Raw genomic sequence first — 15,663 nt, 5'->3', positions numbered from 1 at the left:
CCATGTCAGTTAAATATCAAGGATCATGTTTATGTGGAGCTGTGAGCTATCAAAGTGATGCAGAACCACGTTATAGTTTTAATTGCCATTGTCGAGATTGCCAAAAGGCAACAGGTTCGGCCTATGCACCAATCGCTTTTTTTCATCAATCTGAATTGAAAATAAGTGGCGAACTTAAATATTTTGAGACATTAGGTTCTTCTGGTCGTCCCATTAAAAGAGCCTTTTGCCCGACTTGTGGTTCTCAACTTTTTGGCTTACCTGAACTTGTTCCTGAAATGATTTCAATACGCGCAGGCACTTTGGATGATCCAAGTCTCTATCATCCTAAAGCGGAGGTTTTTGTGAGTCAGACCTATGCGTGGGACATGTTGAACCCAAACCTTAAACACTTTGAAAAAATGATAGAGAAGAGCAAGAAATAAGGCTTAATTAAAGAAGCCAAATATTGCCAAAGCACAGATTAAAGTAAGACTGCCAAGAGCTAAAAATAATATGGTTTTTCTAAATTTTAGCTGAGGCATTTTACTTACAAGGATAATAAGGCATGCAAGTATGATCACTAAAGGTTGAAAAAGATTTGATGGTAGATTAGACATGTCGTTCCTTGTTGTTTTTAAATTTATTTTAGAAATAAATTAATAAACTCATTATATCTTTTTCTTATTTAATTGAAGAACAGAACTTGTTTATAAATTCATATTTTTTATTTCAATGATGGGTAAATCAAGTTTTAAATTTAAAAGAACCATGTACGTTTTTTCCTACATCCATTCAGGAAATTGACGTCTTTCTATGACCTCATGAATTGCCTATGATGAACTCATCAGGAACAGGAAGTTCCAAAACGTAAAACAACAATAATAAGTTTAAGCACCAGGACGTGAGGTATTACAGGATGTATGCCTAGTAACGAAATACGAAAAAAGCCCAACAGGATGTTGGGCTTTTTTCATTTCTTATTAACGAATTTCTTTACTACCTAAGGCAGCACAGTCAAAAGGTCTATTCCAAAACCTACAGGCAACAAAAAACCCCATAAATCAAATATTCATGAGGTTTAATGATGGTGCCGGCACACGGATTCGAACTGTGGACCTACTGATTACAAGTCAGTTGCTCTACCAACTGAGCTATGCCGGCGATGTGGAGTGAATTTTACAGTTTCTTAAAAAAAATACAAGCCAAAAAATGAGCATTTAAATTTTTTCATATGATTTTTAAATACTCATCGGGTTTAGCTTAAAAAAGTTAAGGTTTTACTACATTAATGCGCTTTGGCATGTGAAGTATAAATCGCTAAAAATATTCCAATTAAAGACAAGACCACGGTTAAACCGACAATCGCACTCCAGCCACCGTGTAACCAGAACCAACCGCCCGCCGAGCCGACAATACTTGAACCCATATAGTAAAACAGTAAGTACAGCGAACTAGCATGAGCTTTCGCTTGTTTACTTTCGGTACCCACAGAACTACTCGTAAGTGAGTGGGTAATAAAGAAGCCTGTGGTAATAAATGCGATGCCAATAATAATGCCGAAAAGGGAGCTGAGCAGGGTCATGAGACTACCCATGATCATCAAGGCAAAGCCACTCATCATCATGGTTTTCTTGCCGAAGCGATCGGCTAAGCTACCTGCCAACGATGAAGACACCATACCAAAGCTATACGACAAGAAAATAAGGCTAATTTGTGTCTGGCTGAGTGAATAAGGTGCGCCGCTTAAGCGGAAGGTCGCATAGTTAAACAGGGTGACAAAAACACTGGTAAGCAAGAAACCAATGGCAAACAGGCGTAATAATTTAGTATTGCTTAAATGAGCACGCCACATTTGCATGTGAAAGCCTAAATTTAGCCCTTTTTTCTGCACAAAATTACGCGATGCGGGAAGTAGTTTTAAAAAAGCAATCGAACAAATAAAACAGGTTGCTCCAAGTAGGCCTAAGGCGGTGCGCCATGAAAAATATTCAACCAAAATACCCATACCGACACGGCCCATCATGCCACCAAAGGCCGTACCTGCAATATATAAACCCATGGTTTTACCGAGGTGTTCAGGTGCAATTTCTTCGGCAATCCAAGCCATAGTCACTGCGGGTACACCACCGAGTAATAAACCTTCTAACGCACGTGCCATGAGTAAACTGTGCCAGTTCGGTGTAAACATCGAGACAATATTTAAAATTGCTGCACACAGCATTGATGTAAAAATCACACCGCGACGGCCAATCGCTTGTGAAAAGGCACTCGATAGCACAATTGAAATTGCTAAAAAGGCAGTCGTTAATGACAGTGCTAGAGAGCTACTCGCAGGACTAATCTGGAAGCTTTGGCTAAATGCAGGTAAGAGTGGCTGTACACAATAAATTAGAGAGAAGCTAGCAAAACCTACGAGGAATAAAGCAAATCCTGCATGTTTATAAGCTTTAGTCCCTTTGTGAATCCACTCACGGGAAAGAACAGACGTTGCCTCAGTGTTTAAAGTACTGGGTGTAGATGAAGAGTTCATATCATGACCATGACAGAAAAAAGAGCAGTGCCTAAAGGCATGCTGAATCGAGAAAATTCGATAAATTAAAATTAGCAATTTAAAAGGTATTTTTCTAATATATTTAATAATGGGACACGATATGTTTTATATATAACAATGGAACTCAGGCATATACGCTACTTTTTGGCAGTAGCAGAAGAAAAAAACTTTACCAAAGCTGCGCAGCGCTTAAACATGAGTCAGCCGCCTTTAAGTATGCAAATACGAGACTTAGAAGAAGAGCTAGGTGCAGATTTATTTATTCGTTCGCCTCATGGGGTGGAGCTGACCGAAGCTGGGCTTGCCTTTTTAAATGCAATTCAGCCAGTACAGCAGCGTGTAGAAGATGCAGCAAACCTTGTTAAACAAGTGGCAAATGGCGAAGTGGGTCAATTACGGTTAGGCTTTACAGGTACTTCAATGTTGAACCCTTTAATTCCTAAATGCGTTCGCTATTTCCAGCAGCAATACCCGAAAGTAAATTTAAAGCTTGAAGAAGCCAATACCTTACTACTCATCGATTTATTGCTTGAAGACCGTTTAGATGTCGCAATTATTCGTTCGCCACGCAATATGCCGGATAGCCTCATTCTGCAAGAATTATTAGCTGAGCCGCTCATTGCTGCTTTACCTTCCGAGTCTTTTAATCTGGACGATGTATCACAAGAAATTGATTTAACTGCGCTGCGAGAGCTTGATTTTATTGTCTCGCCCCCTTCAGTGAGTGCAGGGCTTTTTGATGCGATTAAACAGGCCTGTCATGAGCATGGCTTTGAACCGAAAATTGGACAAAATGCCCCACAAATTGTGTCAATTTTATCGTTGGTGTCTGCAAATTTAGGGGTGTCTTTGGTTCCCGAGTCGACCAAACAATTGCAAATACAAGGTGTGGCTTATCGCTCTTTGAAAGCGCCTGTACCTAAGGTGGGTTTAGGGCTTGCTTATAAGAAACACGCCCCTTCACAGATGGCGATTAACTTTGCCAGTGTGGTGCAAGTGGCTTGTCACCACGCCAACGAAATAAATGAAATCAGCTAGTTTGATTTCGGCGCTCTGTTCATTAAAAAGATGCCTGAAATAATAAAAATCGCACCATATAAAAACGATAAAGTCGGCTGTTCATGAATGAAAACCCAAGCCATAAGCGCTGCAAAAATAGGTTCTGAAAGCTCGGTCACTTGTACCTTTGCGGCACTCATATAAGACAACGCTTTAGTGGTACAGAAAAAGCCGAGTATGGTTGGTAGAACAGCTAAACCAATCAAACCTAAAATGATGTCACTATTAAAAGTAATGCTATGCAAGTTTATTAAAAACGGAACTGCAAGATAAACACTACCAAACAGTAGTAAGTATTTAGTCAGAAACAGGCCGCCGTTTAATTTGAACTTTTTCACTAAAACCGAAAATAAGCCATAACCCGTACCGGCAATAGAAGCGTTGATCAGCATTAAAAGGCTATTTTCCCCTTTCCACGAAATAATGCTAATCCCAGCAACCGCCAATAATGTTCCAATAAGCGAATGAATGTAGATGCTTTCTTTTAAAATGAACCTCCCAAAAAATAGGGCAGAGATGGCAGCCGAAGCCATGAGTACCACCACCACATTGGCCGCAGCACCGTGGTTATAGGCAATAGTCTCGAAAAAGAATAGCGAGAAAATTCCTAAAAAAGCACAGATAGCAATTTGAGCGAAAACACTGAGTTTGCTTGGCGTGCTGCTAATAAATGCAATCTTTTGGCTAACAGGCACTTTAAATAAAAACACACTTAAAAAGAAAAAGGCGATAATGGTTTTTAAAAAGGCAATGTCTTGTGGGTTTAAACCACTGTGCATGAGTAATTTACTAATTACACCAATAGATGCATTTAAAGCCGCTGCACACAGTGCAAATAGGGTTCCAATAATTAAATTATTCACTCTTATAATTCTTCCTAATTTTTACGCATGCAGTCTACATTATTTTTTGGTTGAATATTCAATTAAAATAACCAGTTAAGGTTGAATATTGTCGACGGTTTATTCTGTATGGATTTAACTATTTTTATAAAAACATAAACTCTTCTAATAGACTTTTGTTTCAAATAATTGTGATTTATAGCGCCAGCTCATATTATATAATTAGTTAATTATTAAAGAATTTTAAAAATGATTAAATCGATTATTACAGGATGCGCGGTTCTTACACTTTCAGCTTTAACGATAACTCATGCAGAGTTTTCTTATGAACAAGAATTACAACAAGGCTGTAATAAAGTGAAGCAATATGCGAGCTTAGGTAAGAAAAACTACGACCAAAAACAATATAAAAAAGCGCTCGAAAACTTCCAAAACCAAGCCTCTTGGACTGCTTTTTGTAAAGCCAATGCAGACGAAACCATAGTTAAATTTACTGACCGTGATATTGAAGTTGCCAACAATAACGTGGGCTTAGCCTATGCCAAATTGGGTCAGCCACTTTGGGCAAGAGCATGGTTTATGCTTGATGAAAAATCAAAGTCTAGTCAATTTAACCTTAAGCAGTTGCCTCAACCTAAAGCATCAAATGATTTGTCGGGTGAATACGTACGTTACTCAGGTTTTGGTGAGTGGGATCACATCACGGTAAGTCGTAAACAGGGCCAATATGCCATTGGTTATTCGGGTGTTTATATGGGACTTAGAAGCTTAATTTATGGCCCAAATATGGGTGAGTTTGGCACTACAATGCCGACTAATGCCAAGCAAACCATTTATAAAGACCAAGATTGCCGTATTCAGCTCGATTTTAAATCTAATGCGAAATTAGGAAATTATATTCAGATCAAACAAAACGAGGGCAACTCGGGCTGTGGTTTTGGACATAACGTATATGCAGACGGTACTTATTTAAAAGTTGAGTCTGGAAAATAATAAATTTCTTAGTTTTATTTTTAAGATTTCAAAGGAAACTTAAATGTTAAGTTCGGCAAATATTGGCCATGGAATTATGATGGGCATTGTAATGCTCGTCAGTATCTTAGTAATTATAATTGCAGTAATTGTTGGGCTATACGGTAAAAAGCGTAAAAATAAGTCTGAGACAGAAAATATAACCTTTATCATTCTATTATGTATTGGTATAGCTGGTTTGCTCTATTCATATATGGGATAGCTGTATGTCTATACTGGAATAAATTAAAAAATATGAGTAGCGAAAAATCATAAGATTAATTTTTAGGAAGTAAATAATGAAAAACATATTTGCACCTTTACTGCTTGTTTCGACGGCTATTTTCTCTGCGCAGATTTATGCAGATGTGGAAAATACATCATGTAAAGAAGTGAAATTCCAAAAAGCCGATGAGGCGTGGAGTGGGCACTATTATTTACATGGTGTGATGGAAGTCGGTTCAGAGCTTTTACTTCAGCCAGATGGCAAGTTTCAATGGATGCTCGCTGTGGGTGCTTTAGACCAATATGCCGAAGGCACATGGTGGAAAAATGGTGGCTGTATTGGTTTAAAACCAGAGACTAAATTTAAAAAGGATTTAAGCATTTTCCCTGAAAGCCTAACGATTTCGGATAAATCCTTAGACGCGATCTGGCAGGGTGGGCGCCAGCAAGGCACATACAGCAAAGACTAAATTAAAAAGTCCGACACTGAGTCGGACTTTTTTATGGCTTATATTTTAGTGATTCACCGCAGCAAGTTGCTGAGCGTTATAGCGTGCGCCCATGTTTGGATATCTTGCAATAATCGCTTCGATTTCTGCTAAATCTGCTGGTGTTAAATGAAGGTCTACAGCACCCGCATTTTCTACAAGTCGCTCGATTTTACGCGTACCCGGAATTGGAATAATGTCGTCACCTTGCGCCAAAATCCAAGCCAAAGCCAGTTGAGCTGCTGTCGCATTTTTGCTTTGAGCAAATTCACTAAATGCTTGCGCCAAGCTTTGGTTATTTTTCCAGTTATCGCCCTGATAACGTGGTAACTGGCGACGGAAATCATTTTCGTCTAGGTTATTTACATCAAGCGTATTGGTAATTAAACCGCGCGAAAGTGGTGAATATGGCACAAGGCTAATACCTAACTCACGAATGGTTTGCAAATGGGTTTGCTCAAACTCACGGGTAAGTAGCGAATATTCATGTTGAACCGCTGCAATCGGGTGAATCGCATGTGCTTTACGAATAGTTTCAGCCGACGCTTCACTCAGTCCTAAATAACGAACTTTACCTTGTTTGACCAAGTCCGCCATTGCGCCAATGGTATCTTCAACTGGAACATTCGGGTCTATGCGGTGCGCATAATACAAATCAATCACATCTGTATTTAAGCGTCTTAAGCTGTTTTCGACCGCGACTTTAATCCACTCAGGTGAGCCGTCGATATAAGACTCTAAAGAGTTTTTCGGGTTAAGGTTATCTTCTTTATAGCGGAAGCCAAATTTGGTCGCCAAAAACACTTTGTCGCGGTGTTTTTCTAAAACTTTTGAGAGCAAGACTTCGTTTGCGCCGTTGCCGTACATGTCGGCAGTGTCCCAAAAGTTAATGCCGAGGTCTAAGGCCTTTTCTAGAGTTGCAATGCTTTGTGTGTCGTCTGAGGCACCATAGGCAAAGCTCATTCCCATGCAACCTAAACCAAGTGCTGATACTTTTTCGCCTGTTTGTCCTAAAGTTCTATATTTCATTTTTCACACTCTTTTTGCAAAATCACTTGAGTAGAAAAACTATAAAATGCTTTGGCTCAAACTGACGTATAACATTCAAACCAATAATTATAAAATTCAAACAATCTGTTTTTAGGCTACACAGTCTTCGCGGAATTTTTTAGGCGAAAAACCGGTATTTTTCTTAAAGAAATTGGTGAAATACGCTGAATATTCAAAGCCTAAGCTATAGGCAATTTCGGAAATATTCCAACTGGTGTGTTGTAACAGCGCTTTGGCTTCTTGCGTAATGCGCGAGCTAATATGCTCAGACGTAGTTTTACCTGTGGCTTCTTTTACAGCTCGATTTAAATGGTTCACATGCACAGAGAGGCCATAGGCAAAGTCATTTGCAGTTTTGAGTTTAAGCTGAAAATGGGGCGAGTCGATGGGGAACTGGCGCTCTAATAATTCAAAGAATAAATGGCAAATGCGCACCGAAGCATTACTATGTTTTTCAAACTGTTGGGTCGGTTGCATTTTCATGGCTTCATGCACAATCAGATGCAAATAATTTCTTAAAACATTGTATTTATGAATGTAGTCTGAATTTATTTCATTCATCATCTTTTTGAAAATAAATGAAATTTCTTCAACCTGTTGGTCGTTTAAAAAATATAGCGGGTCGCCATCGACTTTAAACAACGGTGAGTCCTTTAAAAAACTTTGTCGCGATTCTTGGTTTACAAACTCTTCGGTAAATAGACAAAACCAGCCTGCCTGTTCAGGCGAATTAATTTCCCATGCGTAGGGCACCATCGGGTTGGAAAACAGTAAAGCAGGGCGGTCAACTCGTATCCAGCGGTTAGCATAGTGAAGTTCACCTGTGCCTAAAACCAGTGAAATTTTATAATAATCGCGGCGGCTATAAGGCGTGAGGAACGAGCAGGCATCGCGCTGAAACACGTTAAAATGTCCAAACGAGGTTGATGGAACCGAGTAATCGCTATCTCTGGTTAAAGAAAAGCGGCGATAAAAATCATGTATGGTTTCCATGTCTTTGCCTGCGTGCGTTATCAATTTATTTAAAGTTATAAAATTCAAACTTTATTTACTGTAGCTTTTATTTATAGCGTGATCAATCGGTTCATTTAAGCGGTTTGAAAATGAACGATAAATTAACAATGAAATGACCAGACAAACTAAACTTTAAGCAAATATATTCTTAAAGCACTATGCCAATGAAAAATAAAAATAATCTTTATAAATGAATAGCCAATATCACATTGACACTCCAAAACACGCGGATTATCCTTTGCCTGCTGGCCACATTGTCAGTGGGTTTTAGCAGACCCTTTTACACAAGAGTACTAAAAGCTTGCTTTTCAGTACTGGATCCTTACGTCCCCCTTTTTTCTATGGTAGGACGGAGGGGGACGCGCTTGCGCGTGCTGGGTCCTTGTGTACCAGTCTGCTAACCCCCTTCGTTCTGCCACCATTATTTAGCAGTAATCGTGGTAGTTCTTCTTTAATACACAAGGAGTTCGCCATTATGCGTACTATTTCATCTCTCTCATTGGCAACCTTCGCCAAAATCTTTATGACTAGATCCAACTGGTCTTTAAAACGGTTTAACCGACTTTAGGTTTTAGCCCATAGGTCATTGCGACTAAAAAATCATAGCAACAATAAAACCCGAGATAGGCGAGCACACCATTTTTGTGCGGCTTTTGCATGCCTGTTTTTAGCGCTCAATTTAAGAGCGACGGCATTTCTATCTCTTTTATTTACAACAAAAAATTATTTTAAGCGATATACATGAAAAATTTAGAAGCTTCATTTAGAGCATTGCGAGTGCTCCACACGGCAAAAGATTTATTTAACCAATACGGGTTTCATAAGGTAGGGGTAGACCGAATTATTGCCGACTCCCAAATTCCCAAAGCCACCTTTTACAACTACTTCCACTCAAAAGAAAGACTCATTCAGATGAGCTTAACTTTTCAAACAGACGCTTTAAAAGAAGAGGTATTTTCTACGATCTATTCATACCGTGAACTGATGGTGTTCGATAAACTTAAGAGAATTTTCTTTTTACATGCTGACTCAGACGGGCTTTATCGTTTGCCTTTTAAGGCAATTTTTGAAATAGAAAAGCATTATCCTTCGGCTTATAAAGTGGTGGTTGATTATCGAAACTGGCTTATTCAGGAAATTCACAAACTACTTTTAACTGTAAAACCTGCCGCTACAGTTGAAGATGCGCATATGTTTTTGTTTGTGGTCGATGGCGCAATGGTGCAGCTTTTAGGCTCAAATCAAACTGATGAAAGGGAATATCTGATTGATTATTTTCTAAGTCGGGTTTGAGGGGGAAAGGCCTATAGCTAGGCCTTTTTTAAACTTAAAAATTTGTATGGGGCTTAATCGCCTAAGGTAATTCTTAATCTGTTTAATGCCCCCATTAAAGAAATACTTGCCGTTAAATCTACAATTTCTTTTTCACTAAAATGCTGAGCCAAACTTTCTCTGGTCGCTTCAATTTGTTTCGGGTCATTTAAAGAAGTAATTGCGGATGCAAACTCCAAAACGACTTTTTGTTTTTCATCGAAAGCTTTTGAATGTTTATACCCCGGTATTTGATCGATAACCTCTTGAGCTATGCCAAAGTCTCTTAACTCCTTGGAATGAAAAGCACAGCAATACGCACAACCATTGATTTGAGATACATACAACTCGGCTAAAGCAATCAGTTTTGGGTCTAAATCTGAAGATCTAATAGATGAATGAGCTGAATATAAATGCCCGATGGTTTTCTTTGAAATTTCTTTATATTCCACAGTAAATATCCGTGATTGGTTAGATAGAAGCATTATTTATAATTAGGTATAGGTTGTAAATTAGGCATTTTTTTGTTATGTAGGTATATTTATTATACTTAGTAATCATCTATGAAAGATAATATTTCTGGCTGTACAGTCGAAGAAGCCATGACTGTGTTAGGTGGTCGTTGGCGCATGCTCATTATTTCTTTTTTATTAGAAAGAACCATGCGTTTTAATGAGTTACGCAGAGCAATTCCTAATATTTCTCAGAGAATGCTAACTTTAGAGTTACGTTTTTTAGAAGAAGAAGGATTTATTTCAAGAGAAGTCTATGCAGAAGTGCCTGTTAAGGTTGAATATTCTTTAACTGAGGAAGGCCGAAAACTAGAAAAATTAGTAGATGTATTAAAAGAAATAGGTGGATGGCTTAAATCGAGATAGTTTTATTTGTTTTAAGAGGAGTTGTTTGATTATGTTAAGGGGGATTGGAGGGGAAGTTCCATTAGATTTGGGTCTAATAATGAAGGTCTTAATAATTTTAAAAATATATCTTTCATTTAATCTGTGGTTATTGTATTAAACTTAATATACATAGTGAAGAAATATAAATTTAAAGTGGTGCATATATGAAAGTTGAGTTAAAAGAATTAGGGGAGAATATTCGATTTTATATAGAAAAATATAGGGAAAACTATAAATTTTTTACATCAACACCACCTCATGGCGCTGGTTATCCAAAATTGTTAGTTTCTCCTTATTTAACGGCTAAAGAATTTGATATCTATTTGGCTGAGGATGGAGTAGTCATTAATGAAGTTGCTCCTGAACCAGATTATCAATGGTATATAGCAGGAGGTCCTGCCTTAAAAATAGATTATGAACCAACAAAAACTCCAAAACATATTATAGAATTATTAAAAAAAAATAATTTATATGGGAAACCTATTGGTATTTATAGAATAGTTTCAAAAAAATATATAAGTGCTCCTGTATGGAAAGGGATGTTTAAGAATATAGATGATCGTTTAGTTATAAAATGTGAGGAGTTAAATGTAAAACTTAATTTATTAAATATTAGTCTAAGTTTATCGCAAGTAATTTCGACTCTTACATTTGGTGCTTATGGGGAAGTACTTGATATAAAATTACCGACCTCAGCGGACTCATTTGGTATACCATTTATAATGGAGAAAATTGGTTTTTTCCCTGCTGATCTTAACAATAAAAGATTTTTTAATTATATTGAAATATATGGTCATGCCTCTTCATGTGCATGGGATGCACGTTTAATGAATCTTAGAGTTAAGAATGATTTAAGAAGAGATTTTGCTAAACATCTTGCTAATTTAGATGATAAAAAGGGAGGGGTTATTTCATTCGGTGAAAACATGGAGTGGGTTGAAAATTATACTAACAGACTATTGAATTTAGAAGTTGCAATTAATGAGTTCAGACAAGTTTTACATTTTCATTCACATGAGACAGAAGAAGTTTTTCATAAGCTTATGGAAAAGCATCCTTTATTACTTGATGTATATGGAAAAGTTGAAAGTAAACCTAAATTAGTTTATCCCGCTGGTGAGTTTTCTCCTATTGGAAAAACATATGTAGAGCCTGATTTTATAATTTCCTATTCAGATCAGTCCTATAAATTGATCGAATTAGAACGTGCTTCAAAAAATGTTGTTACAAGCCAAGGACAACCTAGAGCGGAAGTAGGACAAGCAGCTTTTCAGACAGCTGAATGGACACATTTTATTAGTGAACATTATAATTTAATTAGGAAGCAATACCCCAGTATCAATGTGAAGTGTAAAACATGTTTAATAATGAGCCGTTCGTCACAGCTCAGTTTTAAAAACTCAGTTGATATTAATCGATATAAAGAGCTAATTATTAAACAATATTCTTTAGATGAGTTTTTAACATATGACGATTTATTTGATAGAGCTTGCCAAGCTTATACATTCTTAACAGGTCTATCGCCACAAAATAATTAAATTGGACTAAATTTTTCTTGGCGCTGATTTAAGATAGTAGCTTTATATTGGATTATAAAATTCAAAAATCAACGTTTTATAATTCATGGGTCATATTTAATTAGGGCATTAACGATAATCTTTTAACTCTTTTTGTTACTGCTCGCTCAAAACTAACTGTTTAATCTTAACTGCCTTCTCGAAGTGATCTAGTTTATGCTCCATAATCCACCAATGCGCTGCTTCCATGAGTAGCTCAGGGTTATCATTCTTATTTTTAAAAAAAGCATAAAAAGACAGACCAACATTGTCTCCCTTCTTTTCAATTTTCTCGTCGCATCCCTTAATAAAAATTTCTCTTAATTCATGTCTCATATTGAGTATCACTTTCAGTCTATAAAACTAAGAATTCATATTCCGCTCGCCCCATTGGCACATCATATCCAATAAAGGAATTAAAGACTGTCCTCTTTCAGAAAGACGGTACTCAACCTTTGGGGGAATTTGAGGATATTCCTTACGAATAATCAGCTCATCTCTTTCTAACTCTTTAAGTGTATTGCTCAGCGTTCTAAATGAAATATTGCCAATACAGCGCTGCAACTCATTAAAACGCATAACAGTTTTTCCATACAGCCAATACATGATGATCATCTTATATTTGCCATTAATTAAAGAAAGGGTATAGCCAAATCCTGTTTCTTCTAATGGCGTATTTGATGGAAGGCAGTCAGTCATTTTTAAAATCTACACTATCTTTTAGTATAGTATATAACAAAAATTACCGTACTTATATTTAGGAAAGCACACTTCTATAATCGATTTATCTACTTTTCGATAAGAGTGTTTTTATAATGAAAAAGACATTAGTGATCGTTGCGCATCCTCACATAGACCAGTCTGTAATTAATAAAAGATGGGTAGAGGAGTTAGAAAAATATCCCGACCAATTTACCGTTCACCAGATTTATCAAGCCTATCCAGATGGCGTAATTGACGTTGCCAAAGAACAAGCACTTGTAGAAGAACACGAAAATTTAGTATTTCAATTTCCAGTGTATTGGTTTAACTGCCCGCCACTTTTGAAACAATGGCTTGATGAAGTTTTGGCGTATGGTTGGGCTTACGGCTCAACAGGTGACAAGCTTAAAAATAAAAAATTTATGTTGGCTGTGTCTGCAGGTGCTCAAGAAAAAGTTTATTCAGAGCAAGGCGAATATAAGCTTACGTTAGAGCAGATTTTTAGTTCTTTTGAACTCACCGCTTTATATGTTGGGGCGGTCTATCAACCGCTTTACGCATTGTATGGTTTAGACACAAACCCTTCACCAGATGATGCTATTCCAACTCACCAAGAAATAGATAACAGTGCCGTTCAGTATGTTCAGAAGTTATTAGCATTGTCTGAGTAAGTTTTAAAAGCAGGAGGCCTAAACGTAAGGGTTTGGGTCTTTTATATAGAAGATTTTTTAAAAAATTACATTAAGGTTTTAAGTTAAATATACAGTTTATTTATGATATAAATGTTCGTTAAATATAGATTAAATTTAAAAAATTATGACCGTTTTTCGCATTAAAGAAAAAGAAAATTCCCTTATAACTGAAGATGCTCATGAATTAATATGCTACGCAACAATCAGTGAAATAAACTCATGGAACGATATTGTTAACTTATATTCAGAAATTAAGCAGAAACATTTCCCTAAAAAAGTATTATTACTTTTAGAAGATATGAACCGTACCGGGTTTGTCGGAGACTTTTTTATTTAAGTTAAGCCACCTGACCTAACGGGTTAATCTTATCATAGTACATTGCTTCAAACTCAAAAGGCGATACATAACCCAGTGCACTGTGTACACGCTTTTTATTGAACCAATCTACCCAGTTTAGTGTCGCAAGTTGTACATCTGCTAAACCTTGCCAATCTGCTTTTAAATATTCAATCACCTCTGTTTTGTATAAGCCATTCACCGTTTCAGCCAGAGCATTATCGTATGAATCACCCGTTGTACCGACTGATGCTCGTAAATTTGCTGCTTCTAAACGATTGGTATAGCGAATGGAAAGATATTGCACACCTCTGTCGGAATGATGAATCACATTCTTTGGCATGCCTCGATCATGCAATGCTTGCTCTAATGCATCAAGCACCATATCTGTATTCATCCGTGTAGATACTTTCCATCCAACAATTGCTCGTGAGAACACATCAATAACAAATGCGGTATATACCCAGCCTGAATGAGTTTGAATATACGTAAAGTCACCCACCCATAGTTGGTTTGGATGATCAGCATTAAAATTACGTTTCACTAAATCATCTGCCCGTTTTTGGTCATCTCGGTTACGGGTGGTTTGTTTATTCTTACCACGCCAAACACCTTGTATACCTAGCTTTTGCATCAATCGAGCAACTGTACAACGTGCAATAACATAACCCTCACGTTTCAATTTTTGCCAAACTTTACGTACACCATATCGACCTGAACTTTCTTTCCAAATTCGTTTAATTTGTTCAGCATGATACTCATCATGTAGATCTCGTTTCGCTCGATGTTCTGGATTGTCAGTGAGATCTAAAGTTCGGTAATAGGTTGAAGGTGCAATCGGTAAAATTCTACAAATCGCTTCAACACCATATCGATCTTTATTGTTATGGATAAAATCCACCATTATTTGTGTGGGCGGTCGAGCTCCGCCTGGGCGAAAAAAGCGGCTGCTTTGCGTAGAATTTCATTGGCACGTTTTAATTCTTTAATTTCACGTTCCATTTGCTTCATTTTTTCTTGGTCAGATATCTGTTGTACTTTGGCAGGATTTAGTTGATCCAGATGCTTTAAATACCAAACACGCAATGTTTCAGGAGTACAACCGATTTTAGGAGCAATAGCTGTGATTGCTGCCCAAGTAGAAGGATAATCTTTTTCAGATTCAATTAGTAATTGAACCGCTCTTTCTCTAATTTCGGGGGTATAGTTTGGTTTTGTCATCGGGATAGTCTCTCAGAATATTGACTCTCCGACAAACCCGGTACGGTTCAATATAGGACAGTGCGAATACACGTCCATGCATGCTTCAATGGGAGAGGGGCTTTATTTTGATACCACAGAATTCGTTGAAGATGACAGTGCAGCAAGTTGGAAAAATACTCGACCTTTAGAGCTTCAATACCATATTGAACAATTATTAAAGCGAGAAAATTATATAGACTTTAATAAGTTGCCAAAAAAACTTAATTATTGTGATGAAGATCAGTCGACTCTGCTACAGATCAATGCTGAACCTGAAAAAATTTTAGATGAAGTTATTCAAGTAAAGCTAGTAAACAGTGAAACTGAAACTCAAAAATTTGCAGCATGCCTCAATGGATACTTTACTTGTGATTTGAATCCGTTTGAATCTTTTAGCCTAATTCAGCATTTAGATCAGAACTATGACTTAGAGTATGTTGGCTTAGGTGCAAGCTTATTATATTTTATTAAAACACCAGAATTTGATGCAAATAAAACTCCTCAATTGCTTAATGAGTTGAGCAACTTTTATCAATTCAACCAAACAACTCATAACCAACTAGAACAACATTTATCTAATCATGAATATCTTATTTTGCCTTATGTAGAGTCATTAGAAGTTTTTGATCTGGATTAAGGCTGATTAGAGAAATCTAATGAGTTTCTTTCTTAGGTGGGCGTTGGCTTTAAGAGATAATATTT

Annotated in this window: 17 protein-coding genes, 1 tRNA gene, 2 pseudogenes and 1 other annotated feature; of the genes and pseudogenes, 11 read left to right on the top strand and 9 right to left on the bottom strand. The window is 37.1% G+C overall.

Features of this window, described 5'->3' with window-relative positions:
* The first annotated feature begins 2 nt into the window (after positions 1-2).
* On the top strand, positions 3-425 hold the full coding sequence (locus tag EG365_RS07005) for a GFA family protein (protein WP_000114353.1): 423 nt from the start codon (positions 3-5) through the stop codon (positions 423-425).
* Positions 426-1,067: 642 nt separating this feature from the next.
* On the opposite strand, the gene EG365_RS07000 is transcribed toward EG365_RS07005, so the two are convergent.
* Both EG365_RS07000 and sxtP read right to left on the bottom strand, forming a co-directional pair.
* A tRNA-Thr gene (locus tag EG365_RS07000) sits at positions 1,068-1,143 on the bottom strand.
* A 124-nt stretch (positions 1,144-1,267) separates the two neighbouring features.
* On the bottom strand, positions 1,268-2,512 hold the full coding sequence (gene sxtP / locus EG365_RS06995; protein ID WP_001089020.1) for a multidrug efflux MFS transporter SxtP: 1,245 nt from the start codon (positions 2,510-2,512) through the stop codon (positions 1,268-1,270).
* A gap of 138 nt (positions 2,513-2,650) precedes the next feature.
* On the opposite strand from sxtP, the gene sxtR reads away from it, so the two are divergent.
* Positions 2,651-3,571 carry a multidrug efflux pump transcriptional activator SxtR gene (gene sxtR / locus EG365_RS06990; protein ID WP_000423155.1) on the top strand — a complete coding sequence of 307 codons (921 nt, stop codon included), beginning with the start codon at positions 2,651-2,653 and terminating at the stop codon, positions 3,569-3,571.
* Here sxtR and EG365_RS06985 read toward each other — a convergent pair.
* Positions 3,568-4,455: a DMT family transporter gene (locus EG365_RS06985; protein WP_001061068.1), complete on the bottom strand. Its 888-nt coding sequence runs from the start codon at positions 4,453-4,455 to the stop codon at positions 3,568-3,570. The genes sxtR and EG365_RS06985 overlap by 4 nt on opposite strands.
* A gap of 228 nt (positions 4,456-4,683) precedes the next feature.
* Here EG365_RS06985 and EG365_RS06980 point away from each other — a divergent pair, with 228 nt between their 5' ends.
* The 3 genes from EG365_RS06980 to EG365_RS06970 all read left to right on the top strand — a co-directional run bounded on the left by EG365_RS06980 (position 4,684) and on the right by EG365_RS06970 (position 6,140).
* Positions 4,684-5,427 carry a hypothetical protein gene (locus tag EG365_RS06980; RefSeq protein ID WP_000597383.1) on the top strand — a complete coding sequence of 248 codons (744 nt, stop codon included), beginning with the start codon at positions 4,684-4,686 and terminating at the stop codon, positions 5,425-5,427.
* Positions 5,428-5,470: 43 nt separating this feature from the next.
* Positions 5,471-5,668, top strand: coding sequence for a hypothetical protein (locus tag EG365_RS06975; RefSeq protein ID WP_000952854.1), 198 nt, complete (start codon positions 5,471-5,473; stop codon positions 5,666-5,668).
* A gap of 76 nt (positions 5,669-5,744) precedes the next feature.
* On the top strand, positions 5,745-6,140 hold the full coding sequence (locus EG365_RS06970; RefSeq protein ID WP_000789143.1) for a hypothetical protein: 396 nt from the start codon (positions 5,745-5,747) through the stop codon (positions 6,138-6,140).
* 45 nt (positions 6,141-6,185) lie between these two features.
* Here the strand turns inward: EG365_RS06970 and EG365_RS06965 are convergent, their stop codons facing one another.
* Together EG365_RS06965 and EG365_RS06960 are read right to left on the bottom strand one after the other, a co-directional pair.
* Complete coding sequence (locus EG365_RS06965) at positions 6,186-7,187, bottom strand: aldo/keto reductase (RefSeq protein ID WP_000877475.1); 1,002 nt, start codon at positions 7,185-7,187, stop codon at positions 6,186-6,188.
* A 111-nt stretch (positions 7,188-7,298) separates the two neighbouring features.
* On the bottom strand, positions 7,299-8,201 hold the full coding sequence (locus EG365_RS06960; RefSeq protein WP_000447716.1) for a helix-turn-helix domain-containing protein: 903 nt from the start codon (positions 8,199-8,201) through the stop codon (positions 7,299-7,301).
* Positions 8,202-8,963: 762 nt separating this feature from the next.
* Here EG365_RS06960 and EG365_RS06950 point away from each other — a divergent pair.
* Complete coding sequence (locus EG365_RS06950) at positions 8,964-9,515, top strand: TetR/AcrR family transcriptional regulator (protein WP_000792716.1); 552 nt, start codon at positions 8,964-8,966, stop codon at positions 9,513-9,515.
* 53 nt (positions 9,516-9,568) lie between these two features.
* Here the strand turns inward: EG365_RS06950 and EG365_RS06945 are convergent, their stop codons facing one another.
* Positions 9,569-9,985, bottom strand: coding sequence for a carboxymuconolactone decarboxylase family protein (locus EG365_RS06945; RefSeq protein ID WP_000455802.1), 417 nt, complete (start codon positions 9,983-9,985; stop codon positions 9,569-9,571).
* Between the two features lie 111 nt (positions 9,986-10,096).
* On the opposite strand from EG365_RS06945, the gene EG365_RS06940 reads away from it, so the two are divergent.
* Together EG365_RS06940 and EG365_RS06935 are read left to right on the top strand one after the other, a co-directional pair.
* Positions 10,097-10,411 (top strand): winged helix-turn-helix transcriptional regulator, encoded by a 315-nt coding sequence (locus EG365_RS06940; RefSeq protein WP_000654310.1) that lies wholly within the window; start codon positions 10,097-10,099, stop codon positions 10,409-10,411.
* Between the two features lie 185 nt (positions 10,412-10,596).
* Entirely contained in the window at positions 10,597-11,970 is a 1,374-nt protein-coding gene (locus EG365_RS06935) for a Shedu anti-phage system protein SduA domain-containing protein (RefSeq protein ID WP_000861932.1), read from the top strand.
* A gap of 135 nt (positions 11,971-12,105) precedes the next feature.
* Here EG365_RS06935 and EG365_RS06930 read toward each other — a convergent pair whose 3' ends face one another.
* Both EG365_RS06930 and EG365_RS06925 read right to left on the bottom strand, forming a co-directional pair.
* Entirely contained in the window at positions 12,106-12,324 is a 219-nt protein-coding gene (locus EG365_RS06930; protein ID WP_001215532.1) for a DUF6500 family protein, read from the bottom strand.
* A 27-nt stretch (positions 12,325-12,351) separates the two neighbouring features.
* Positions 12,352-12,687 (bottom strand): winged helix-turn-helix transcriptional regulator, encoded by a 336-nt coding sequence (locus EG365_RS06925; RefSeq protein WP_000128772.1) that lies wholly within the window; start codon positions 12,685-12,687, stop codon positions 12,352-12,354.
* A 116-nt stretch (positions 12,688-12,803) separates the two neighbouring features.
* Between EG365_RS06925 and EG365_RS06915 the strand changes: the two genes are divergently transcribed.
* The gene (locus EG365_RS06915) at positions 12,804-13,361 is read left to right on the top strand and encodes an NAD(P)H-dependent oxidoreductase (RefSeq protein WP_000753358.1); all 558 of its coding nucleotides are present in this window, start codon (positions 12,804-12,806) and stop codon (positions 13,359-13,361) included.
* 145 nt (positions 13,362-13,506) lie between these two features.
* Positions 13,507-13,689, top strand: a pseudogene (locus EG365_RS19595) (hypothetical protein); the annotation flags it as partial.
* A gap of 31 nt (positions 13,690-13,720) precedes the next feature.
* Here the strand turns inward: EG365_RS19595 and EG365_RS06905 are convergent.
* A protein-coding gene (locus tag EG365_RS06905; RefSeq protein ID WP_087486619.1) for an IS3-like element ISAba19 family transposase occupies positions 13,721-14,940 on the bottom strand; the annotation gives its coding sequence in 2 pieces (ribosomal slippage) (positions 13,721-14,664 and positions 14,664-14,940; 1,221 coding nt in all).
* Positions 14,549-14,665: a sequence feature (AL1L pseudoknot), on the bottom strand. Its footprint overlaps the gene before it by 117 nt.
* A 49-nt stretch (positions 14,941-14,989) precedes the next feature.
* On the opposite strand from EG365_RS06905, the pseudogene EG365_RS06900 reads away from it, so the two are divergent.
* Positions 14,990-15,598 (top strand): annotated as a pseudogene (locus EG365_RS06900) (hypothetical protein); the annotation flags it as partial.
* Positions 15,599-15,663: the final 65 nt, after the last annotated feature.

The organism is Acinetobacter sp. FDAARGOS_494 (assembly GCF_003812225.1).
Taxonomy (GTDB): domain Bacteria; phylum Pseudomonadota; class Gammaproteobacteria; order Pseudomonadales; family Moraxellaceae; genus Acinetobacter; species Acinetobacter baumannii.
The sequence above is the reverse complement of the archived record's forward strand: the minus strand, read 5'-3'. Positions and strand labels throughout refer to the sequence as shown.